Source organism: Rhodococcoides trifolii (assembly GCF_014635345.1).
In the GTDB taxonomy this organism is placed as follows: Bacteria; Actinomycetota; Actinomycetes; order Mycobacteriales; family Mycobacteriaceae; genus Rhodococcoides; species Rhodococcoides trifolii.
This window is the reverse complement of the sequence record NZ_BMCU01000003.1, coordinates 23,686-45,405: the sequence shown is the minus strand read 5'-3', so window position 1 is coordinate 45,405 and position 21,720 is coordinate 23,686. Positions and strand designations below refer to the sequence as shown.

General features: G+C 65.6%; 18 protein-coding genes. 6 read left to right on the top strand and 12 right to left on the bottom strand.

Annotated features, from left to right (window positions below; all coding sequences use genetic code 11):
• Nucleotides 1–6 precede the first annotated feature (6 nt).
• Nucleotides 7–1,692 (bottom strand): MFS transporter, encoded by a 1,686-nt coding sequence (locus tag IEW02_RS13495; RefSeq protein ID WP_188545391.1) that lies wholly within the window; start codon nt 1,690–1,692, stop codon nt 7–9.
• A 45-nt stretch (nt 1,693–1,737) separates the two neighbouring features.
• A complete protein-coding gene (locus tag IEW02_RS13490; protein WP_229746029.1) occupies nt 1,738–2,277 on the bottom strand; it encodes a 2'-5' RNA ligase family protein in 540 nt (179 codons plus the stop codon).
• On the opposite strand from IEW02_RS13490, the gene IEW02_RS13485 reads away from it, so the two are divergent.
• Nucleotides 2,276–3,367: an isocitrate/isopropylmalate dehydrogenase family protein gene (locus tag IEW02_RS13485; RefSeq protein ID WP_229746028.1), complete on the top strand. Its 1,092-nt coding sequence runs from the start codon at nt 2,276–2,278 to the stop codon at nt 3,365–3,367. The genes IEW02_RS13490 and IEW02_RS13485 overlap by 2 nt on opposite strands.
• Here the strand turns inward: IEW02_RS13485 and IEW02_RS13480 are convergent.
• Nucleotides 3,364–4,203, bottom strand: coding sequence for a class I SAM-dependent methyltransferase (locus IEW02_RS13480; protein ID WP_229746109.1), 840 nt, complete (start codon nt 4,201–4,203; stop codon nt 3,364–3,366). The genes IEW02_RS13485 and IEW02_RS13480 overlap by 4 nt on opposite strands.
• 272 nt (nt 4,204–4,475) lie before the next feature.
• Here IEW02_RS13480 and rpsA point away from each other — a divergent pair, with 272 nt between their 5' ends.
• Nucleotides 4,476–5,957 carry a 30S ribosomal protein S1 gene (rpsA, locus tag IEW02_RS13475; protein ID WP_188545389.1) on the top strand — a complete coding sequence of 494 codons (1,482 nt, stop codon included), beginning with the start codon at nt 4,476–4,478 and terminating at the stop codon, nt 5,955–5,957.
• Nucleotides 5,958–6,096: 139 nt separating this feature from the next.
• On the opposite strand, the gene IEW02_RS13470 is transcribed toward rpsA, so the two are convergent.
• Nucleotides 6,097–6,315, bottom strand: a complete 219-nt coding sequence (locus IEW02_RS13470) for a hypothetical protein (protein WP_188545388.1) — start codon at nt 6,313–6,315, stop codon at nt 6,097–6,099.
• A 133-nt stretch (nt 6,316–6,448) separates the two neighbouring features.
• Here IEW02_RS13470 and coaE point away from each other — a divergent pair, with 133 nt between their 5' ends.
• Complete coding sequence (gene coaE / locus IEW02_RS13465; RefSeq protein ID WP_188545387.1) at nt 6,449–7,666, top strand: dephospho-CoA kinase; 1,218 nt, start codon at nt 6,449–6,451, stop codon at nt 7,664–7,666.
• A 3-nt stretch (nt 7,667–7,669) separates the two neighbouring features.
• Here coaE and IEW02_RS13460 read toward each other — a convergent pair whose 3' ends face one another.
• Both IEW02_RS13460 and IEW02_RS13455 read right to left on the bottom strand, forming a co-directional pair.
• Nucleotides 7,670–8,011: a DUF2200 domain-containing protein gene (locus IEW02_RS13460; RefSeq protein ID WP_188545386.1), complete on the bottom strand. Its 342-nt coding sequence runs from the start codon at nt 8,009–8,011 to the stop codon at nt 7,670–7,672.
• 30 nt (nt 8,012–8,041) lie between these two features.
• Nucleotides 8,042–8,899, bottom strand: coding sequence for an alpha/beta hydrolase (locus IEW02_RS13455; RefSeq protein ID WP_188545385.1), 858 nt, complete (start codon nt 8,897–8,899; stop codon nt 8,042–8,044).
• Nucleotides 8,900–9,072: 173 nt separating this feature from the next.
• On the opposite strand from IEW02_RS13455, the gene IEW02_RS13450 reads away from it, so the two are divergent.
• On the top strand, nt 9,073–10,059 hold the full coding sequence (locus IEW02_RS13450; RefSeq protein WP_229746108.1) for an AraC-like ligand-binding domain-containing protein: 987 nt from the start codon (nt 9,073–9,075) through the stop codon (nt 10,057–10,059).
• 10 nt (nt 10,060–10,069) lie between these two features.
• Here IEW02_RS13450 and IEW02_RS13445 read toward each other — a convergent pair whose 3' ends face one another.
• The gene (locus tag IEW02_RS13445; RefSeq protein WP_188545383.1) at nt 10,070–10,585 is read right to left on the bottom strand and encodes a ribonuclease FAU-1 family protein; all 516 of its coding nucleotides are present in this window, start codon (nt 10,583–10,585) and stop codon (nt 10,070–10,072) included.
• Between the two features lie 96 nt (nt 10,586–10,681).
• On the opposite strand from IEW02_RS13445, the gene uvrB reads away from it, so the two are divergent.
• Nucleotides 10,682–12,844 carry an excinuclease ABC subunit UvrB gene (gene uvrB, locus IEW02_RS13440; RefSeq protein WP_188545382.1) on the top strand — a complete coding sequence of 721 codons (2,163 nt, stop codon included), beginning with the start codon at nt 10,682–10,684 and terminating at the stop codon, nt 12,842–12,844.
• 6 nt (nt 12,845–12,850) lie between these two features.
• Here the strand turns inward: uvrB and IEW02_RS13435 are convergent, their stop codons facing one another.
• Together IEW02_RS13435 and IEW02_RS13430 are read right to left on the bottom strand one after the other, a co-directional pair.
• Nucleotides 12,851–13,708, bottom strand: a complete 858-nt coding sequence (locus IEW02_RS13435) for an ABC transporter permease (RefSeq protein ID WP_188545381.1) — start codon at nt 13,706–13,708, stop codon at nt 12,851–12,853.
• Nucleotides 13,705–16,557: an alpha/beta fold hydrolase gene (locus tag IEW02_RS13430; protein WP_229746027.1), complete on the bottom strand. Its 2,853-nt coding sequence runs from the start codon at nt 16,555–16,557 to the stop codon at nt 13,705–13,707. The genes IEW02_RS13435 and IEW02_RS13430 overlap by 4 nt, the downstream gene beginning before the upstream one ends.
• Before the next feature lie 175 nt (nt 16,558–16,732).
• Here IEW02_RS13430 and IEW02_RS13425 point away from each other — a divergent pair, with 175 nt between their 5' ends.
• Nucleotides 16,733–17,185, top strand: coding sequence for a universal stress protein (locus IEW02_RS13425; protein ID WP_188545379.1), 453 nt, complete (start codon nt 16,733–16,735; stop codon nt 17,183–17,185).
• A 58-nt stretch (nt 17,186–17,243) separates the two neighbouring features.
• On the opposite strand, the gene IEW02_RS13420 is transcribed toward IEW02_RS13425, so the two are convergent.
• The 3 genes from IEW02_RS13420 to IEW02_RS13410 all read right to left on the bottom strand — a co-directional run bounded on the left by IEW02_RS13420 (nt 17,244) and on the right by IEW02_RS13410 (nt 21,599).
• Nucleotides 17,244–19,559, bottom strand: a complete 2,316-nt coding sequence (locus IEW02_RS13420; protein ID WP_371829953.1) for a HelD family protein — start codon at nt 19,557–19,559, stop codon at nt 17,244–17,246.
• A 151-nt stretch (nt 19,560–19,710) separates the two neighbouring features.
• Nucleotides 19,711–20,814 (bottom strand): DoxX family protein, encoded by a 1,104-nt coding sequence (locus tag IEW02_RS13415; RefSeq protein ID WP_188545377.1) that lies wholly within the window; start codon nt 20,812–20,814, stop codon nt 19,711–19,713.
• Nucleotides 20,815–20,909: 95 nt separating this feature from the next.
• Entirely contained in the window at nt 20,910–21,599 is a 690-nt protein-coding gene (locus IEW02_RS13410; protein WP_188545376.1) for an MBL fold metallo-hydrolase, read from the bottom strand.
• Nucleotides 21,600–21,720: the final 121 nt, after the last annotated feature.

Below are 21,720 nucleotides of genomic sequence, written 5' to 3'. Positions count from 1 at the left end.
GGTCCATCAACCCGGTGGGCGTTCGTGCTCGTCGCGCGGGGTGAAGCGGTCGAGCAGGTTCTCGACGACGGTCCCGGCCTCACGAGCACTCGGCGTGTAGCCGAGGACGGCCGGAAGAAAGCGGTCGGACCGTACAGCGGCGAGCCTGAGTTCCTCTCTTGCCAGGACGGTGGCCGTCCGCCTGGTCCTTCGGAGCAGAGCGATTTCGCCGAACCCGTCTCCCGGGCCCAGAGTCGCGACGACCTGTCCGTCGCCGACCACCTCGGCCGCACCCGATTCGATGACGAAGTAGCGGTCTCCGATCTCGCCCTGGGAGAACACCGTTCGGCCCGCAGGCACGACGACCGGTTCGAGGCCGCGCGCCAGCTGCTCGATGGCGGGAAGGGGGAGAACGCTCAACATGTGGACGGAGTGCAGGAGGTCGATGTCGTGGTCCAGCACGCCGATCGAGTCGTCCATTCTCCGCAGTCGCCGCCACGAGAGCACCGCAAGGACAGGACACACCAGGCCGACAGCCACGAGTGCGGGACGGATGCCGAACCATTCGACCATGGTCGACGCGATGATCGCTCCGACGCCGATCGAGAGTGCCACAACGCTTTCCAGCGCCCCGAACACACGCGCCAGCACCTCGTCGGCCGCGAGCCGGGCGAGAAGCGTGAAGCCGGACAGGTCGATGAGCGAGTTTCCGACACCGACGCAGGCCAGCAGGAGCAACGCGAGGACCCACTGGGGAGCGAGGCCGATCAGGGAGACCGGGACGCCCCACAGTGCCACCCCGACCGCGAACCATGCTCCGAGCCTCTTCGTGCTGACCAGCAGCGATGCTCCCAGCGAGCCCAGCACCGCGCCGGCGCCGATCGCGGCGGTCAGCAGACCGACACCGGGCTCGCCGGTTCCGAGAAGCTGTATCGCGACCACCACCGTGAGGACGGTCAAGGCTCCGCGGGTGAACGACTGTGCAGCTGCGAGGCCGATGACAAGAGCGAGGTCTCGGCTTCGGCTCACCACGCCCAGTCCTTCCACTGCCGATCGGAGGAGACCCTCGTTCGTCGGGGCGGCCGGTCGGGGTGGGGCGTCGTACTTCAATCGGACGAGGAGGGCAGCGGCCCAGAGAGAGGCGCCGGCTGCCACCGCGAACACCACTGTCACGTCGTAGAACCGCAGCAGGAGCGTGGCAAGCAGCGGTCCTACCAGCGTGGCGGCGGCGTCGAGCAATCCGCGGACCACGTTGGCGCCGGCCAGTTCGTACCCGCTGCGGCAGAGCGAGGGAAGCAGTGCGGAATGTGCAGGCCGGTACAGGGTGGCAGCGATGGTCGAGAGCACTGCCAGCGCATACACGACGGTCGACGGTCCACCGATACCGACGACCACCGCCACGGAGCCGGTAGCCACGGCTCGCAGTACGGACACGACGATCAGGACGCGTTCGCGGCGACCTCGGTCGGCCAGCGGCGAGAGCAGCGGTGCCAGGACTGCAGACGGAACCATGCGTAGGAGTCCGACCAGTCCGACCGCCGCCGCACCGCCGTCTCGATACGCCACGATCCCGAGCCCGACCGTGAACGCCCACTCCGCCGTCCAGGCGCCGAGGAAACTCAGCTGGGCCCGGCGAAGATTCGGGTTGCGGGCGTTGCTGGAGAATGCACCCGCGGCACCGGCCAACACGCCCCTGAGCCCCCCGACCGTCATGCGCGAGATGTTAGCCCCGACGTGTGCTCCACGTCACCCGAACGTTCAGCCGATGGTCCACTCCCGCTTTCCTTCTCCGTCCCATCTCCGGATCGCGGACACGGCGCCCTCCGCGTCGACGAGGGTCGGCACGAGCTCACGGACGGCAGCAGCGAGCTGGTCGGGTGTCATGCGCATCGCGAGCGTGACGTGGGGGGTGTAGTGACCGACGTCGAGGTGTGCCGGAACCCCGTCGGAGTGACGGAGCGCGTGGCGCACCCGTCTGTGCAGCTCGAGTACGGCGGTAGAGGGCACCACTGCGCGGGCCAGAACGATGTTCCGACTGCCGAACACGAGAAGGCCGCCGAGCCTGATGTCGAGCGATGCCGTGTCCGCGAGGTCGACCAACTCGCGTTCCGTCTCGTCGGTGACGGAGTGGGCGACACCGACGGTGACGTGCGGCCGATTGGATGCTCCGCGATGGTTCGCCTGGCTCGGTAGTCCCAGCTCCGCGAGATAGTGCCACTCGCGACGAACCCGCGCGTCGAGTTCGTCGTCGAGCAGCATTTCGATCGACTGCACCATGGTGAGCAATGATGAACTCATGGTGGGCAACAGCAACGAAGCGGGCTATGCGATCGGTGTGATGGACGGCGACGGGATCGGTAAGGAGATCGTTCCCGGCGCGGTCAGGGTGGTCGACGCGGCGATGTCCGCCGTCGGGGGACCGCCGATCGCATGGGTGCCGCTGGCTTTCGGACGTGATGCTCTCGACGAGGTGGGCAGCCCGATACCGGACGCCACCCTCGAGGCGCTGACCTCGTTGCACGGATGGATCGTCGGACCGCACGACAGCGCGTCGTATCCGGAGGAGTTCCGCGGTCGACTCACACCGGGGGGTGTGATCCGCAAGCACTTCGATCTGTACGCCAACATCCGTCCGGCCAAGGCGACTCCCGGAGTCCGGGCGGTCTCACCCTCGATGGATCTGGTGGTGGTTCGGGAGAACACCGAGGGTTTCTATGCCGACCGCAACATGTTCGTCGGTTCGGGGGAGTTCATGCCGACGCCCGACGTCGCGTTGGCCGTCGGCGTCTTCACGCGACCCGCGGCCACACGCATCGCCCGCCAGGCGTTCGAGCTTGCCAGGTCGCGCAGGAAGAAGTTGACGATCGTCCACAAGGCCAACGTGCTTGCGCTGACCACCGGGTTGTTCCGCGATGCGTGCCTCGACGTGGCCGAGGACTTCCCCGACGTCGACGTTCGCAGCGAACACGTCGACGCGATCACTGCGCACCTCGTGCGATCGGGCGAGGACTTCGACGTGATCGTGGCCGAGAACATGTTCGGCGACATCCTCTCGGACCTCACGGGCGAACTGTCGGGTTCGCTCGGCTCCGCTCCGTCGATCAACACCTCTGATTCGAAGGTGATGGCGCAGGCCGCTCACGGGTCGGCGCCCGACATTGCGGGCCACAATCGCGCCAACCCCACCGCGATCATCCTGTCGAGTGCGTTGATGCTGGAGTGGCTGGCCTCGCGCTCCGGTCCGTCGTCGTTCGCGTCGGCCGCGCGGCACATCGAGCGTGCGGTGAGCGCGACAATCGGGTCGGGAGTGGCGACCTCGGACATCGGGGGACAGGCGTCGACCAGTGAATTCATCGAGGTCGTCGTCGCCCACGCATTGCGCAGCTAGCGCGGTTTCTCACAACAGAAGATCGCTGTACCGGGGAAGATCTGTCCGCGCAACGGTGACCACTGGCCCCACTCGCGGTCGAGCCATTCCGGCCAGTCCGGTTCGACTATGTCCGTGAGGATCAGCCCCGCGCCGACGATCTCGCGGACTCGGTCGCCGATCGTGCGGTGGTGTTCGACGTAGGTGGCGACGCCGTCCGGGTCGAATTCGGCGTACGGCGTTCGGTCGAAGTAGGGAATGGTCGCCGTCAGTCCGGCCGGGCCCGGATCGTCCGGGAACACCCAGCGCATGGGGTGGTTGACCGCGAACACCCAGCGGCCGCCGGGCCGCAACACCCGGTGCACCTCGCGCATGACGCCGGCCGAATCCGCGACGAACGGGACAGCCCCGAATGCGGAGCACGCGAGGTCGAACGTTGCGTCGGCAAACGGAAGCACCTCGGCAGACGCCTGGACCAGGGACGGCGCCGGCCCAGTCGACGCCGAGACGGCTCTGCGGCCGTGGGCGAGCATGCCCATCGAGATGTCGAGGCCGACGGCCCGCGCGCCGTGGGAAGCCAACCAGCGCGAGCAGGGGGCCGATCCACACCCGATTTCGAGAATTGATTTGCCTACGACGTCACCGAGGAGGTGAACGTCGCCCTCGTGCAGGCCCTCGGGACACCACACGAACTCGCCTAGCGGGCTGCGGACACCGAGGAACTCGCCATGAGTGCGGTGATATTCGTCGGAGTCGGTATCCCACCACGAGCGTGACGCGCGCTCGCTCGCCCGTGAGTCCACCTTGCGGCGGCCGGGCGCGCCCGTGGGTGGGGATATCGGCGATTCTGCGGACACGCGATCGGAATCAGCAGACACGCGCACTACCGTAGCCGGGTTTGCCCGCCTCGCCCGACGGCGCGTAGTCTGTGACACGCGAATGTCTACCCGAGACGGTTTGTGTCCCGGGTTCGGCACGAGCACCACACGACGTACGCGTGAAGGTACTGCAGATTCGGCCGTTCGGCAGTTCGAATGTCCCACCTTGCTCGGCCTTTCGGCGGTCGTCGTGTGCATGTCCGACAAAACATCCATCCACCGACCACAACCCGTCCGGAGCAACTCAACACATGCCCTCTTCCACCGTCACCTCACCGCAGGTTGCCGTCAACGACATCGGCTCTGCGGAGGATTTTCTTGCCGCGATCGACGCCACGATCAAGTACTTCAACGATGGTGACATCGTCGAAGGAACCATCGTCAAGGTCGATCGTGACGAGGTTCTGCTCGACATCGGTTACAAGACCGAAGGCGTCATCCCCTCCCGTGAGCTCTCCATCAAGCACGACGTCGACCCCAACGAGGTCGTCTCCGTGGGCGATGAGATCGAAGCTCTCGTCCTCACCAAGGAGGACAAAGAGGGTCGTCTGATCCTGTCGAAGAAGCGCGCACAGTACGAGCGCGCCTGGGGCACGATCGAGGAACTCAAGGAGAAGGACGAGGCCGTCAAGGGCACCGTCATCGAGGTCGTCAAGGGCGGCCTGATCCTCGACATCGGCTTGCGCGGCTTCCTTCCCGCCTCGCTCGTCGAGATGCGCCGCGTGCGCGACCTTCAGCCGTACGTCGGCAAGGAGATCGAAGCCAAGATCATCGAGCTCGACAAGAACCGCAACAACGTCGTGCTCTCGCGTCGTGCGTGGCTCGAGCAGACGCAGTCCGAGGTTCGCAGCGAGTTCCTGCACCAGCTGCAGAAGGGCCAGGTCCGCAAGGGCGTCGTGTCCTCCATCGTCAACTTCGGCGCGTTCGTCGATCTCGGTGGAGTCGACGGTCTGGTGCACGTGTCGGAGCTGTCCTGGAAGCACATCGACCACCCGTCCGAGGTCGTCGAGGTCGGCAACGAGGTCACCGTCGAGGTTCTCGACGTCGACCTGGACCGCGAGCGCGTCTCGCTGTCGCTCAAGGCGACTCAGGAAGATCCGTGGCGTCAGTTCGCCCGGACGCACGCGATCGGCCAGATCGTTCCCGGCAAGGTCACCAAGCTCGTTCCCTTCGGTGCGTTCGTTCGGGTCGAAGAGGGCATCGAGGGCCTCGTGCACATCTCGGAGCTGGCCGAGCGCCACGTCGAGGTGCCGGATCAGGTTGTCACCGTCGGTGACGACGCGCTCGTGAAGGTCATCGACATCGACCTCGAGCGTCGCCGTATCTCGCTGTCGCTGAAGCAGGCGAACGAGGACTACAGCGCCGAGTTCGATCCGTCCAAGTACGGCATGGCGGATTCGTACGACGATCAGGGCAACTACGTGTTCCCCGAGGGCTTCGACTCCGAGACCAACGACTGGATCGAAGGCTTCGACAAGCAGCGTGAAGAGTGGGAAGGCCGCTACGCCGAGGCCGAGCGTCGTCACAAGATGCACACCGCTCAGATGGAGAAGACCGCTGCAGACGAGGCGCAGGAAGCGGCCAACGCTGCTGCCGGCTACTCGTCCGAGACCGGTGCCACCCCGTCCGAGGACGGCGCCCCCGCGGCCGCCGCTCCGGAGTCGACCGGTGGATCGCTCGCCAGCGACGCGCAGCTTGCTGCGCTTCGCGAGAAGCTGTCGGGCAACGCCTGACAGCAACACCCTCTCGTACACCGAAGGCCCCGAATCCGTGAGGATCCGGGGCCTTCGGCCTTTCCGCAGCTCGCCTAAGAGGGCGAGGCTCGAAAAAGGGCCCGATCCCCTCTGGAGGACCGGGCCCGAGACGTGAACTTCAGTTCGCGGTGGCCGCACCCCACGCGGTGCCGATGGTCTCGCCGCGGCGACGCATCGACGCAAAGCTGTGACGGGCCGGATTGAGATTCAGGAGTGAGGTGAACCAGTTGCGGCGATGCTCGGCAAGGGCGTCGGCAACTTGGGGAATCAAGATGCAGTGGACACCGTCGGCCATGCCGAGACGGTGCCGACCCGGCAGATTCCGGTGAGGGTCCATTGTCGTCCTTTGGTCGAGCGAGCGGTCAGTCTGTTGTGCGCCCTGAAGATAACCGAAGAGTTGGTAAACATGAGGTATTTGGGACAGGTGTTTCGCCGCGTGTTGATCATGGTGGTGGTGCAGACTGGGTGCCGTGCTGAACATTGGATTGACCGGGGGTATCGGTGCCGGCAAGTCGACCGTGTCGAAAACTCTTGCCTCCCTGGGAGCGGTGATCGTCGACGGCGATCTCATCGCCCGTGAGGTCGTCGAGCCGGGGACACCGGGGCTCGCGGCATTGGTCGAGAAGTTCGGCCGCAACATCCTCTCCGACGACGGTTCGTTGAACCGACCTGCGTTGGCCGCCATCGCATTTGCCGACGACGAGTCCCGGCAGGCGTTGAACTCGATCGTGCATCCGTTGGTCGGCACGCGGCGACAAGAGCTCATCGACGATGCAGCGCCCGATGCCATCGTGGTTCAGGACATCCCGTTGCTCGTGGAAACCGGTGCCGCACCGTATTTCGCACTCGTCGTGATCGTCCACGTCGATGTGGAAGAACGGCTCAGGCGTCTGATCGAGATTCGCGGGACGGCCGAAGCCGATGCTCGTTCACGTATCGCTGCGCAGGCGACGGACGAACAGCGGCGGGCTGTCGCGGACGTCTGGCTCGACAATTCCGGGTCCGAGTCGGACCTTCGAGACGCCGCGCGCACCCTGTGGACGGAGCGACTGATCCCGTTCTCGGAGAACGTACGCGCCGGCCGAGCTGCGAGACCGCTTCCGAGACTGGTCGATTGGAACGAGAACTGGGTCGCGGACGCACAGCGCGTGGTGGCGAGACTGTCCGCGGCGTGCGGAGATGCCGTCACGCGAATCGACCACATCGGATCCACAGCAGTGACCGGAATGCCCGCGAAGGATGTGATCGATGTTCAGGTGTCGGTCCGAGACCTCGGCGCGGCCGACCGCCTCCGAGAACCTCTCCAGAACATCGGCTTTCCGCGTATCGAGCACATCACGACCGACGACCCGAAGTCGTCCGGTGTGGTCCCCGGAGAAGCCGATCCGGGGTTGTGGCAGAAGCGAATCCACGGATCCGCCGATCCCGGGCGACCGGTGAACGTGCACCTTCGCGTCGAGGGGTGGCCCGGTCAACAGTTCGCGCTGGCGTTTCGGGACTGGATTCGCGCCGACTCGGCAGCGGCACAGGAGTACGTCGAGGTAAAGAGGCGGGCCGAGTCGGCCGCGGCGGGACTCGACTACCCCGACGCGATCGCCGCATACGTGGACACCAAGGAACCGTGGTTCGAAACCGCGTACGACAGGGTTCAGCGGTGGATCGTGGATACGGGGTGGACCGACGGCTAGGTCTCAGTGCCGGAGGATCTTCGACATAGCCTTTCCTTTGGCGAGTTCGTCTACGAGCTTGTCCAGGTAACGGATTTTCTGCATCAGCGGGTCTTCGACGTCCTCGACGCGAATCCCGCACACGACTCCGGTGATCAGCTGAGCATTCGGATTCAGGTGCGACTCTGCGAAGAACTGCTCGAACGTCGTCGCCGCCGTCAGATGGCGCTCGAGCGTGGTGTCGTCGTATCCGGTCAGCCACCCGATGATCTCGTCGACCTCGTCCTTCGTTCGCCCCTTGCGCTCTGCTTTGGCGACGTAGTGCGGGTAGACCGAGCTGACGGGAGTGGCGAAGATTCTGTGCACCTTCGCGAACTTAGCCCTACCGACAAACGATCAGGCATTCTTCCTGAAGAAGTCCAGACAGGTCTGAGCAACTTCCTCCCATCCCGAGTCGATGGTGATCGAATGGCCGCGTCCGGGAACAACGCCGTACTCGGTCGCGAAATGCTTGTTCTTTTTCTGCTTCTCGAACGTCGCCCGCGCAATGGCCGGAGGCGCCTGATGATCGTCGGAACCCACCAGCACGAGCATCGGTCCGCGGTCGGCACCGGTCTTTGCGGCCTTCACCTCGCTGCCCGGGTTGATGTTGGCGAAAGCAGCTTGGAACAGCGGGATACCGGAGCCCGCGACGTGGAACTGCGTATAGAGAGCGTGTGCCTCGTCCTCGTCGACCGCATTGGCAAATCCGAAACGAAACTGATCGTAGGTGAGGGTGATGGCACGGTGACGGTTCGCGGGGTTCGACAGTGCGGGCGCTGCCGCCCTGAGCGCGTTCAGGGGCAGCGGCAGCACTCCTCGTGACGGTGCCGGAGAGATCGCCACGGTGGCAGCCGCAAGTCCTCGGCCGGCAAGAATCTGTACCAGCACCCCGCCGAAAGAGTGGCCGACGATCACGGGCCGAACGTTCAGGCGCTCGATCACCGCCTGCTGGTACGCCGCCACGTCTCCGACGCTCTTACCGGCGAACACGTCGGGATCGCGGCGGGCCTCCTCGACATTGTCCGGATCGTCGGGCCACCCCGGTGTCACGGCGACGTAGCCGGAGTCCTCGAAGAAAGCCGCCCACCGGTCCCAGCTGGAATCCAGCAGCCACAGGCCGTGCACGAACACCACCGGCTGTTTTCCCGAAGTGTTCGCACGCTGGATCTCGGCCAGTTCGGCGGGCGTCGGTTCGATCTGTTGCGCGGTCATGGGGGTACCTTCCGTCGGGAGCCCCAAGAGTCCCAACAGCCGGGAGCGCCTGGTGGTCCGTGCCTGCACGCCGATGTGCCGGCAGCGCACGATGTGAGGTTTTGCCGTAGCTTTCACCGCACGAACTCCGCCTAGTCGAAGTTCGCCCCCGCATCGTTATGGGAAGGCGCGTGATGGTCTTCGAACTCACAGCGGCTGCGCTTCCCGTGGCCGATCGAGTGGACGCGATTCATGCGGCAGTGTGTTCGGGGGTGTTGCCGGTCGAGATCCGGTGGGACCGGCCCGCGTCCGACATCGAACTCGACTTCGCGCTGGCCGTCGCGGGGCCTCTCGTCTACAACCGGGCCCGCTCGTCCGACAATGCGCTGTGGCGCACTGCTCGCCAAGCCAGGTCCGACCATGAGCCGCAGGTGTTCCTCGCCGTGCAGTCCGTCGGCAGCGCACACATCTCACAAGGCGAACGCCGAGTAGTTCTGCGTCCTGGTGACATGACCGTCTACGACACCACCAAGCCGTACACGATCACCAATGTCGGGACGAGCGAACTGCTCTACTTCCAACTTCCACGATCCCTTGTGGCTCTCCCGCAGAGCGTGCTGGAGGGGGTGCTCGCGGTACGGATCGGCGGTGACAACAACCCGCTCGCCGACGTCGCGCTGTCCTATCTCACCGCGTTGGGACGCGGATATGCCTGGCTCGACCCGCGGGCCGCAGATCTGGTCGCCACTCCCACCATCGAACTCGTGCGCGCGGTGATCGCCGCGCACCACGGCGGTGACGAGCGGTGCCGGGAACCGTTGTTCACGTCCCTTGCACTCCGCGTGAAGCGTTACGTCGCAGATCATCTGGGAGACCGAGACTTGACGCCCGACTCCATTGCGGCTGCGCACCACGTGTCGGTTCGGCATCTGTACCAGGTCATGGCGCGCGACGGCGTGCGCTTGAGCGCATCGATTCGCGAACAGCGCCTCGAGGCGTGTCGCCGGGATCTGCGCAACCCGCGGCGCGCCTCCCACACCGTTGCCGCTGTGGGCGCGCGCTGGGGATTTGCCGATGCCTCGCACTTCGGCCGGGTGTTCAAGGCGGCGTACGGCACGACTCCGCACGACTGGCGGGCAGGTCACGCAGGGCACTCGGCCACTGACGGCTGGGCGCGGTAACACCGGCCGCTCACCTCGTCGGCGGCCGCCATGTCGTGTTCATGCCCAGCGACGCGAACCACGCGTCCATGTCGTGCCCGTTGCTCGCGATGCCGTCGATGGCGGTCGTGGCGCGCACGATGGCCTGCTCGCACGACTCGGGGTCCAGCAGACCCAGGACGCGGGCATCGAGGAGCTCGTCCACGTCGAGCAGTTCCAGGTCCTTTCCGGTGCGGACGACGATGTCGAGGTAGTGATCGACCGACGTCCACGTGGACCCGAGTCGGGTGAACTCTCCGATGTCGATGTAGTAGTCCTGGTCGCGCGCCCGCTCGGGTACGTAGTGGAACACGGACGCGCGAAGGCCCAGCTGGGGAATGAGCCACGATTCGAGGTAATGAAACGAGGGGTGGTCGGACGTCCGCGCCATGTACAGGCCCCACGTTTCCTCTCGATATTCGTCGACCGCGCGGACGAAGCCCTTCGGATCGGTATTGGTGAGGTGCCCGACGTCGAAGGTTTCGACCTTCGGTTGATGGAGCGTCATGGATGACGACGCTACCGCCGGGGATGCCGGAGGCCGGCCGTGACGGTCCGACCTGCAGTCGGGGAACTTGTCGGTGCCCGCGTTTATCCTTGACTCATGGCGTTTGCAGCTGAACAACCCGTGCTGGCTCATTCCGAATTCCGGCCGGTCGGTGAGATCGAACGATCGGACCAGCCTTTCGTGGTCGTGAGCGAGCACACGCCCGCCGGCGACCAACCGGCGGCCATCGCGGAGCTCACCCGTCGCATCAACGACGGGGAGAAGAACGTCGTACTGCTGGGCGCGACCGGCACGGGTAAGTCGGCCACCACCGCGTGGCTGATCGAGCAGGTTCAGCGGCCGACGCTGGTGATGGCGCCGAACAAGACGTTGGCCGCGCAGTTGGCCAACGAGTTGCGTGAGATGCTTCCGAACAATTCGGTCGAGTACTTCGTCTCGTACTACGACTACTACCAACCCGAGGCGTACATCGCGCAGACGGACACCTACATCGAGAAGGATTCGTCGGTCAACGACGACGTCGAGCGGCTCCGCCACTCGGCCACCGCGAGCTTGCTTTCTCGGCGTGATGTCGTCGTGGTGGCCTCGGTGTCGTGCATCTACGGCCTGGGCACACCGCAGTCGTACGTCGACCGGTCCATCCACCTCGACGTGGGTGTCGAAGTTCCGCGGGACGCCTTCCTGAGACTGCTGGTCGACGTGCAGTACACGCGCAACGACATGGCTTTCACCCGCGGGTCCTTCCGGGTTCGCGGGGACACCGTCGAGATCATCCCGTCCTACGAGGAACTCGCCATCCGCATCGAGTTCTTCGGTGACGAGATCGAAGCTCTCTACTTCCTGCATCCGTTGACCGGCGACGTGGTTCGCCAAGTCGACAGCGTTCGGATTTTTCCGGCCACCCATTACGTCGCAGGTCCGGAGCGCATGGAGCGCGCAGTGCGAGACATCGAAGCAGAGCTGGAAGGGCGCCTCGCCGAGCTGGAGGGCAAGGGCAAGCTGCTCGAGGCCCAGCGACTGCGCATGCGCACCCAGTACGACCTGGAGATGATCAAGCAGGTCGGCTTCTGCTCGGGTATCGAGAACTACTCCCGCCACATCGACGGCCGTGGCCCCGGAACGGCGCCGGCGACCTTGATCGACTACTTCCCGGAAGACTTTCTGCTCGTCATCGACGAATCACACGTCACCGTTCCGCAGATCGGCGCGATGTACGAGGGTGACATGTCGCGTAAACGAAACTTGGTCGAGTTCGGGTTTCGGTTGCCGTCCGCCACCGACAATCGTCCGCTCACCTGGGAAGAATTCACGCAGCGCATCGGGCAGACGGTGTATTTGTCAGCCACGCCCGGCAAGTACGAGCTCGGTCAGGTCGGCGGCGAATTCGTCGAGCAGGTCATCCGCCCGACCGGTCTGGTCGATCCCGAGGTCATCGTCAAGCCGACGAAGGGCCAGATCGACGACTTGGTTCACGAGATCAGGGCGCGCACCGAGAAGGACGAGCGTGTCCTGGTCACCACCCTGACGAAGAAGATGTCGGAGGACCTCACCGACTATCTGCTCGAACTGGGTATTCGGGTGCGGTACCTGCACTCCGACATCGACACGTTGCGACGAGTCGAGCTCCTGCGACAGCTGCGGCTCGGCGAATACGACGTACTCGTCGGAATCAACCTTCTCCGTGAGGGTCTCGATCTACCCGAAGTGTCTCTCGTTGCCATCCTGGACGCGGACAAGGAAGGTTTTCTCCGCAGCGGCACCAGCCTCATCCAGACGATCGGACGCGCGGCTCGCAACGTGTCCGGTCAGGTGCACATGTACGCCGACAAGATCACCGACTCCATGGCCTACGCCATCGAGGAGACGGAACGCCGCCGCGCCAAGCAGGTTGCGTACAACCTCGAGCGGGGGGTGGATCCGCAACCACTTCGCAAGAAGATCGCGGACATCCTCGACCAGGTGTACGAGGAAGCAGACGACACGGACGCCACCGTCGAAATCGGAGGGTCGGGCCGTAACGCGAGCCGCGGGCGTAGGGCCCCCGGTGAGGCAGGTCGAGCCGTCAGTGCCGGTGTGTACGAGGGTCGCGACGTCACATCGATGCCGCGAGCGGAACTGGCGGACCTCGTCAAATCGATGACCGACCAGATGATGAACGCGGCGCGCGAATTGCAGTTCGAACTGGCCGGCCGACTCCGTGACGAGATTCAGGATCTGAAGAAGGAACTGCGAGGAATGGACGCCGCCGGTCTGAAATAGCGCCCGTCAGCTCGTGATGTCCTTGGTGGCGAATCGGCGCCAGGCCAGCAGGCCGAAGACCGTTGCGTACGCCACCGAGGAGAAGGCGCCGACCAACAGGTCGTCCCACTGCAGAGTCGGAGAGAGAACGCTGGTCCACGACGTCGAGTAGTGCCCCGGCAGTACGTTTCTCAGCGAACCCAGCGCCGTGATCTGATCGAGGATCTGCACCAGAATCGACACCATCACCGTTCCGCCCACCGCTCCCAGTGGCGCGTCGGTCGAGACCGACAACGCCAATGCCAGTCCCGCAACCCAGAGCATGTTGATCGCGATGAACGCCACGCCGATGCCCAGGCGGCCCAACGCCGTGGCGTAGGGGAGCGAGTCGCCGAACGGACTGACCAAGCTTCCCGTGCCGTAGAAAATGGTTCCGAGCAGCAACGACACTCCGACCAGAACTACGATCGCCAGCGCGGACAGGATCGCCGACACGACGGCTTTCTGCGCCAGCAGCCGGGTGCGCGGTACCGGGATGGCCAACAGGTACTTCAGGCTCGACCAGGATGCTTCGCTGGCGACGGCATCGCCGAAGAACAGCGATACAACCACGATCAGCAGGAATCCGACGGATACGAACAACGCGAACACGGTGAAGTTGACGCCACTGCGTGTGCCGAGCTCGATCAGTCCGCCGGTGTTCGAATCGGCGTCCGAGCCGCCCACTGCGAAGGCGATGGCGAGGATGACCGGTAGCAAGGCGAGAAACCCCAGCGCGAGTTGAGTCCGACGCCGCTTGAACTGACGCGCCAACTCCGTCCGCAATGGGAGGGTCGACCGCGCCGAGTATCCGCGGACACGGCCGTCGGCGTGTGCTTCTGTCACGTGAGAACCTTCTGTTCGTCCTTGACCACATCGTCGTGAACCAGATCGAGGAACACGTCCTCGAGTCGGGTGGAGCGCGAGACCGAGTTCACGGCGATGCCCGCATCGACCAAGGCGCGCACAGCGTCACCGGTCTGCACCGCACCGAGGTCGGCGCGCACCGCGCTGGAATCGGTCGGAACGGCCACCACGGCCCCGACCCCGTCGATACCGCGCAGCACGTCGGCGCCACGGTCCACCGGATCGAGTCGGAATTCGGTCGGACCGGCGCCTCCGATCAGTTCCTGCACGGTTCCCGAACTGATGACCGCGCCACGGTTCATCACCACGACATGAGTGCACGTCTGTTCCACCTCAGCGAGCAGGTGGCTGCTCACCAGGACCGTTCTTCCGGTCCGTGCGTAGTTGATCAGCACGTCGCGCATGGTCCTGATCTGTGGCGGATCGAGTCCGTTGGTCGGCTCGTCGAGCACCATCAGATCGGGTAGCCCGAGCATCGCCTGGGCTATGGCGAGTCGCTGCCGCATTCCCTGGCTGTAGGAGCGCACCTTGCGCTCCACCGCAGTTCCCAGATCGGCGATCGTCATCGCTTCCTCGAGGTGCGCGTCCTCCAGGGGCCGTCCGGTGGCCTGCCAGTACAGCCGCAAGTTCTCCGAACCCGACAGGTGCGGCAGGAAGCCGGACCCCTCGATGAAGGATCCGAGACGGGACAGGACCGGCGACCCGGGCGAGACGGCGTGACCGAACACGCGAATGTCGCCGCTCGTCGGTGTCATCAGACCCATCAGCATGCGCAGAGTGGTGGTCTTGCCCGCTCCGTTGGGCCCGAGGAGCCCGAGCACCTGCCCCTTCTCGACGGTGAAGGAGACACCGTTCACGGCTTTGAATCCGTTGGAGTACGTCTTGTTGAGGTCGGTGATGACCAGCGGGGTGTCGATGAGATCGGGCTCGACTTCCGCGGCCGTGCGGCGTCTGCCGAGGATGGTGCCCGCCGCGACGAGGGCTGCGACGAGAGCGGCGAGGATCCCGATACCGATCAGCGGCCACACCGGTACGGACGAGGCGGTCGACTCCGACGGCACACTCGGAACGACGAGAGAACGATTCGCAAGGGACACCGAGAACTGCGCGCGTTCGAGGGGCACCGAGTACGCCTGGTCCGTCGTCGACACCGTCACCTCGAGGTGATGGCCCGCCGGGACGCGGTAACCGACACCCGGAAGAGCCACCCGGACGGTGCTCGCCGTCCCGGATGTGTTGTCCGGCAGGCGAAGTGCCGATACCAGCCCATTCGGCAGCGTCCGTCGTCCGTCCGGGGAGACGTCGTAGAGTTTGGCGAACAGGACAGACTGCTGCGTTCCGGCGAGGGCGCCGACAGTGAGGTCGACGGTCGACGTTCCGGTGATGGTGAGCGATGATCCGAGCGGTTCGCTACGGAAAGACGCGCTTTGGCCGGGGATATCCGAGGCCAGCGCGGACGCCGCTGTCGATGCGGTCACGGCAGCCAAGGTCGATCCCAGGCCCGGAATCGACGAGATCGCCGACGGTGTCGCGCCGGGCGGCCGGACCACGATCTGCGACGGACCCTCCACGACCGGGGTCAGTTCGATGTTTTGCGTCGGAACCTCTTGTCCGGCGGCGAGACCGGGGTAATCCGTGGTCGTCATTCGTTGAGCGCGGCCGCCCTGGTCGGTGGGATCGCCGGTGAGGGAGTACGAGAACTCGCTGTCCTTCACGGTGGTGTCTCCGGTGCCCATCAAGTGGTCGGTGAGGAAGTTCGCAATCTCGGCGTCGCTCGCAGGGGACGTTCCACCGGCGTCGTGACCACCGTCGAACCAGCGCACCTGTACTGATCCGCCGGCCGCTGCGATCTGGCGAGCGGTGGCGTCTGCCTGATCCAGGCCGAACAGCGAATCCTGTTGCCCTTGAACGAGAAGTGTCGGTGCGGTGATGCTGGACGCGTACGACACGGGGGAGTGCCGGGTGAGAAGTGCGGACGTCTCCGCGCTCGGGATGCCGGTCACGGCCGACTGCGCGTAGGCGGCGCAGAATTCCGTCGCGAAGCGTCCACAGGGGTCGGGGCTACCGGATTGCTGTTCGGGTGCAGTCGGTGGTGCGCCCTGACTCGACTGGTCGGTGCCACCCGACGACGGCAGGGCGCCGGCACCGAAAAATACTCCGGCCCAGCCCTTCTTGAGCACACCCGTTCCACCGGCGGTCGCTGCCGCCGGTGTCGGTGGGACGTAGCTGTCTGCTGCATTCGGGTCGATCTGGGCGGCATAGTTGGGGAAGAGCGATTGTCCGAGGTCGTTCCACGTGATGGCTGCGGCGTCCGCATCGATACGTCGATCCGTTCCGGCAAGCATCAATGCGAGTGCGCCACCGTAGGAACCGCCTGCGACGCCCACCCGCGGATCCCCGGGGGCGTCCTGCACCACGTCGGGTCGAGTGGACAGGTAGTCCACGAGACCGCGTGCGTCCGCCACCTCGCGGTCCGGATCGTCGAGCGAGATCTTCCCGGTGCTGGCACCGAATCCACGCGCCGTGTACGCAAGAACGACGAATCCCCGGCTCGCCAGGTCACGCGCCTGTCCGTCCACCGAGTTCTTGTCACCACCGAAACCGTGGGCCAGCAGCACAGCAGGCGCCGGTGTGGTCGTCGGAAGGTAGAGGCGCGTATCGAGATTCACGGTGTCGGCCGACCCGGGGCTCTCCGGGAACGTCATCGTCGAGTCCTCGGTTCGCACGGGATCGGAGTCCGCACCGGCACTCAGCAACGTGACGGTGATCACGCCCACGAGCACGACGACGAGACCTGCTCCACCGAAAGCCATCGTTCGCTTGGACATTCGGGGACGAGGCATTCGCATGGCACCAATGTAGGCGAAGCGCCGGGACCACCACGTCTACGCGGAATCGTTCCGTGTTCACCGTTGCCAGGCGCTACTGTCATTCCCGATGGCGCCACTGCTCCACCGGCGCCGAACGATGTAGAGCACACCGGATCATCCATGGAGGAAATGAATGAGCGCTTACCGCACTGTCGTCGTCGGAACCGATGGCTCCGATTCGTCCCTGCGGGCCGTGGAGAAAGCGGCGGCACTGTCCGGTGACGCCGGCGCCACGCTGTACATCGCGTGTGCTTACTACCCGGACGACTCCAAGTCGACCTCCTCGGACGCAGACGCACTCGGTGCCGACGCGTACCAGATCACCGGCTCCGCCCCGACCCGCGAGATTCTCCGTAACGCCAAGGAGCGCGCCGTCGCCGCAGGAGCAAGCTCGATCGAGGAGAAGTCGGTCGTCGGCAACCCGGTCGATTCGCTGCTGCAGTTGGTGAAGGACGTGCAGGCCGACCTTCTCGTGATCGGAAATCGCGGACTGAACTCGCTGACGGGGCGTCTTCTGGGTTCGGTACCGTCCGACGCTGCTCGCAAGGCGCAGTGCGACGTTCTGATCGTGCACACCGTGCGCTGACCTAGCAGCTCTGCCGTTCTCTGCCCGCCGCGGATCGACCGTGGCGGGCAGAGTGGTGTCAGGCGCCGGCGGCTTCGGTGAACTCGTCGAGCGCGGACAGTACGTCCGGAAGCGGACGGACATGCACCACGCCCAGGCGCTGCGTGGCTCGGGTCAACGCGACGTACAGGTCGTTCATGCCGCGCGGCGAGTCGTCGATGATGTCCGCCGGCTCCACGATGACGACCGAATCGAACTCGAGACCCTTCGCGTCCTTCACGGTCGACACCACGACGACGTCGGATCGCAGGTGGGACAGCAAGGCGACGGTGTCCTGCCCGGCGAGAACCGCCGACAGGCCCGGCCGGGGATGCTCGGCGAGTCGGCGCTCCACAGTTGCCACCAGGCTCGCCGACGACGCGCGAAGCGCCCACGGCACCGTCCCGTTGTCGCGCACGGAGCGCGGAACCGACGCACCGGGGTCGAGCACCGTGAGCACGTCCTGCGCGATGGCCATGATCGACGCCGGCGTCCGATAGTTGACGGTCAATTCGGTCAACTTCCATCGCTGCGCCACGTACGGTTCCAGAACTCGTTGCCACGACGATGTCCCCGCCGGATCGCCGGTCTGCGCAACGTCACCCACGAGCGTCATCCACCGGTTCGGCACCCGTCTCATGACCATGCGCCAGGCCATCTCGGACAGCTCTTGGGCCTCGTCGACGATCACGTGGCCATAGGTCCAGGTTCGGTCACCGGCGGCGCGCTCCGCGGTCGTCAAGCGCCGACTGCCGTCCTGACGCTGCGCGAGCTGACTGGCGTCGATCAAGTCGTACGCCATCAGGATCTCGGGATCGAGTTCGTCCTCGAGGTCTTGAGGGGCCGATCCGGTCAGGATGTCGAGCGCACCCTGCGCATCGGCGATCTGCGCTCGCCACCGCTTCTGTTCTCGCTCCCGTTCGGCGGCGTCGTCGATCCCGAGCAACTCCGCTAGTTCGTCGAGCAGCGGTGCATCGGCGTCACTGAAGCGGCCGTCGTCGGCCCTGAGCAGGGCCTCGAGAGCATCTGCGCCCAACTCGCCGGCGGCAGCGGTCAGTCGCTCGGGGGACGCGAACAACCCGGCGAGGACGTCGGGAGGGGTCAGCTCCGGCCACAGGTCGCCGATCGCAGCCATCACGTCGGGGTCGTTCCGCATCTCGTCGCGGATGTCCGCGAGATCGTCGCGACTCAGCAGAGAGGACCCGTCCAGCACGTCGGATCCGACGATGCGCGCGAACTGATCCGCGAGCGCATCGATCATTGCCGACACGAAGATGGGTCGGGCGAGGTTGTGCGGTCGTCGCGACGACCGAGCTCGCCCGCGGGCGCGGCCGACGGTCTTGCTGTCGATCGTCAGCGTGTAGGTGTCGAACGCCACCGGGATCGGTTCGGAGGGTAGTTCCTGACGGTCGCGCACCGCACCGACGAGGACGTCGATCATCGAGGTGTTGCCCTTGATCTCGGCCGCGGCCACGGTGTCCTCACGGGACGCGTCGACGCCCGGGTACAGGTTTCCCACGGTGGACAACAGGACCCCGGTCTCGCCCAGCGAGGGGAGGACCTGACCGATGTAGTCGAGAAACGTGCTGTTCGGCCCGACGATCAACACTCCGCTCTTGTCCAACTGCTGGCGGTAGGTATAGAGCAGGTATGCGGCTCGGTGCAGTGCAACTGCAGTCTTGCCGGTGCCCGGTCCGCCTTGCACCACGAGGACGCTGCGGTGCGTGGACCGAATTATCGAGTCCTGCTCGCGCTGGATCGTCTCCACGATGTCGTTCATCTGACCCGTGCGAGCTGCGTCGAGCGCCGTGAGCAGCGCGCTCTCACCGGCGACACCGTCGGAACCGTCGCTGACTCCCGCAGCGGACGCCGCGTCGAGGTCGAGGTATTCGTCCGACACTCCGGTCACCCGGCGGCTGCGCGTGCGAATGTGGCGCCGTCGCGACACTCCCTCGGGAGCAGCCGGAGTCGCCAGATAGAACGGACGCGCCAGCGGAGCGCGCCAGTCGTAGAGCATCGACTCGAAGTCGTTGCGCTCGTCCAGGATTCCCACTCGGCCGATGTACCGAGGCGGTTCTCCGGTGACGTCGATGCGACCGAAACACAGGCCGTTCTCTGCCGCGTCGTACTTCGCGATGTCGTCGTTGTACAGATTCGAGTACGACTCTCGCTCGCTTCGAGCCTGCGGCGTGCCACCGGTTTCGAGAAGAACGGTGCGAAGGCGCTCCTTCGCGTAGACGCGCAACGCATCGAGTCGTTCGTAGAGTGTCGAGACGTGACCTTGCTCCGACGCTGCCGCCGAGTCGACGGACGGCGAGGTGTCGATCTTCGAGATCGAAGTGCCCTGATCCGGCACGTGGTCTCCTAGCTGCTGGCGTTGAAGTGCGACGAAAAGTCTACGGACTGTCGCGGTCGTGGGCTGTCGCCGCTGGTGAGGGGCGATCGGCCCGGAAAACGCGAACGGCCGACGGGACTGAATGTCCCGCCGGCCGTTCGGTCTGGCTGTGTCAGAGCGACCAGTGACCGACCTTGCCGTCGAGCTGAGACTTGGCATCCTCCGCCCGCTTCTCGGCGTTCTTCCGCGCCGCCTCGAGCTGCTTCTCGGCGTTCTTCCGCGCAACCTCGAGCTGCTTCTGGGCGTCCTTGCGGCCCGACTTCACCTGCTTCTTGGCGTCCTTGCGGGCCGACGCGAACTGCTTCTTGGCGTCCTTGCCGGCTGCCTTGGCCTGCTTCTTCGCCTTCTTGCCGTACTTCGCCTTCCAGTCGGCGAGCGACGACGCGAGCTCGCCCCCTTCGGTGCGTGCCCGCTCCGCAGCGAGTTCGGCGAGTTTGCTTCCGCGACCCTGGGCGACCTCGGCGAACTCGGAGCCGCGCTGCCCTGCGACCTCGGCGAGTTCGGAGCCGCGCTGGCCCGCAACCTCGGCCAGCTCTGCGGCACGCTTGGCGGCGAGGTCGGCCCACTTGCTGCCGCGTTCCTGCGCGATCTCGGCCAGCTTCGAGCCACGATCCTGCGCTACGTCCGCCAGCACGGCCCCGCGCTCGGATGCGACGTGAGCGAGCTCGCGGGCCCGCGCTCCGGCGACTTCGCTGACGTCGGCGAGGTGGCCGCCGGCGTCCGACGAGGACGCCAGCGGAAGCGCTCCGACCACGGCGGTCTGCGCGACCTTGGCGGCTTTACGCCCGCGCCAAGCCAGTGACGGCTTGCCCTCGGTGTCCACGGCAGCGATGAGCAGTCCGCCGAGCAGGCTCAGGTTCTTGAAGAACTGGGTACGCTGCGCCGCCTTGGCGGCCGGGTCGGTCTCTTCCCAGAACGGATGACCGGCAATTGTCGTCGGAATCAAGCTGCCCGCGAGAGCGGCGGACGCGATGCGCGGTGCCTTGCCCGTCGCGAGCAGGATGCCGCCGCCGACCTGTACGGCTGCGTTGATCTTGACCAGCGTGACCGGATCCGTGGGGACCTGCTCGGTGACTTCGTTGGGCAACGCGTCCTGGGTCTTCTCGATCAGAGGAGCGGCTGCTTTCGCCCTCCCGGTCGGGTTGCGCAAAGCGTCAATCCCACCTGCGATGAAGATGGACGCGAGCATCGGTCGAGCGACTCGACGGACAATCACCTAGTGCCTCCTGCGTTGTATATTGTCAAAGGGGTCGACAACAGCCTATTCATACCCCGCGGGCACACCGTTCAAGCGCCCACCGGTGTTGTGAATCACCACCCCCGTTCGCGCCACTCCTTCAGATGCGGGCGCTCGGCCCCGAGGGTCGTGTCCTTCCCGTGGCCGGGGTAGACCACGGTCGAATCGTCGTACCGCGCGAACAGCTTGGATTCCACGTCGTCGAGCAACGACGTGAACGCCGCGTCGTCGGCGGTCTTCCCGACACCTCCCGGGAAGAGGGAGTCGCCGGTGAAGAGGTGAACGGTGCCGGTGGCCGGATCGGTCAGGCCGAGCGCGATGGACCCCGGTGTGTGCCCGACCAAATGAACAACGTCGAGCGTGAGGTCGCCGACACTCACCGTGTCACCGTCGTCGAGCAATCGCGTCGGCGTGACGGGTAACGGGTCGGCATCGAGACGGTGCGCGGCGGTCGGAGCTGCGGTTCCGCCGACGACGTCCGCGAGTGCCTGCCAATGATCCGGGTGGCGATGGGTGGTCACGATGACGGACAGCGATGGTGCGTTCTCGTCGATCATCTGCGACAGTCGATCGGAGTCGTTGGCCGCGTCGATCAGCAGTGCCTGTCCGGTCGCGGAACAGACGACCAGGTAGGCGTTGTTGTCCATGGGGCCGACGGACATCTTCACGATGGTCGCGTTGGACAGTCTTCGTCGCTGAGGCGGGGTCGACGTCGACACCTCGCCGGTGTACTCGTCGTCGATGGCCATTCGCTGCTCGTTCATGGTGGGGAGGCTACCGTCGATGAGGACGGTCATCGTGCGCGCCGCCGACCCGAAAAAATTGTCGGTGGCTGCGCCTATCATCGCGCCGACGGCGAAGTAGGACGACCGCTAGCGGTTCGAC

Bases quoted from the DNA above. Each gene is read 5' to 3' on its own strand.
- IEW02_RS13495 (WP_188545391.1), bottom strand. From the start codon at position 1,692: ATGACGGTCGGGGGGCTCAGGGGCGTGTTGGCCGGTGCCGCGGGTGCA.
- IEW02_RS13485 (WP_229746028.1), top strand. From the start codon at position 2,276: ATGGTGGGCAACAGCAACGAAGCGGGCTATGCGATCGGTGTGATGGAC.
- IEW02_RS13490 (WP_229746029.1), bottom strand. From the start codon at position 2,277: ATGAGTTCATCATTGCTCACCATGGTGCAGTCGATCGAAATGCTGCTC.
- rpsA (WP_188545389.1), top strand. From the start codon at position 4,476: ATGCCCTCTTCCACCGTCACCTCACCGCAGGTTGCCGTCAACGACATC.
- IEW02_RS13470 (WP_188545388.1), bottom strand. From the start codon at position 6,315: ATGGACCCTCACCGGAATCTGCCGGGTCGGCACCGTCTCGGCATGGCC.
- IEW02_RS13455 (WP_188545385.1), bottom strand. From the start codon at position 8,899: ATGACCGCGCAACAGATCGAACCGACGCCCGCCGAACTGGCCGAGATC.
- IEW02_RS13450 (WP_229746108.1), top strand. From the start codon at position 9,073: ATGGTCTTCGAACTCACAGCGGCTGCGCTTCCCGTGGCCGATCGAGTG.
- IEW02_RS13445 (WP_188545383.1), bottom strand. From the start codon at position 10,585: ATGACGCTCCATCAACCGAAGGTCGAAACCTTCGACGTCGGGCACCTC.
- uvrB (WP_188545382.1), top strand. From the start codon at position 10,682: ATGGCGTTTGCAGCTGAACAACCCGTGCTGGCTCATTCCGAATTCCGG.
- IEW02_RS13430 (WP_229746027.1), bottom strand. From the start codon at position 16,557: ATGTCCAAGCGAACGATGGCTTTCGGTGGAGCAGGTCTCGTCGTCGTG.
- IEW02_RS13425 (WP_188545379.1), top strand. From the start codon at position 16,733: ATGAGCGCTTACCGCACTGTCGTCGTCGGAACCGATGGCTCCGATTCG.
- IEW02_RS13410 (WP_188545376.1), bottom strand. From the start codon at position 21,599: ATGAACGAGCAGCGAATGGCCATCGACGACGAGTACACCGGCGAGGTG.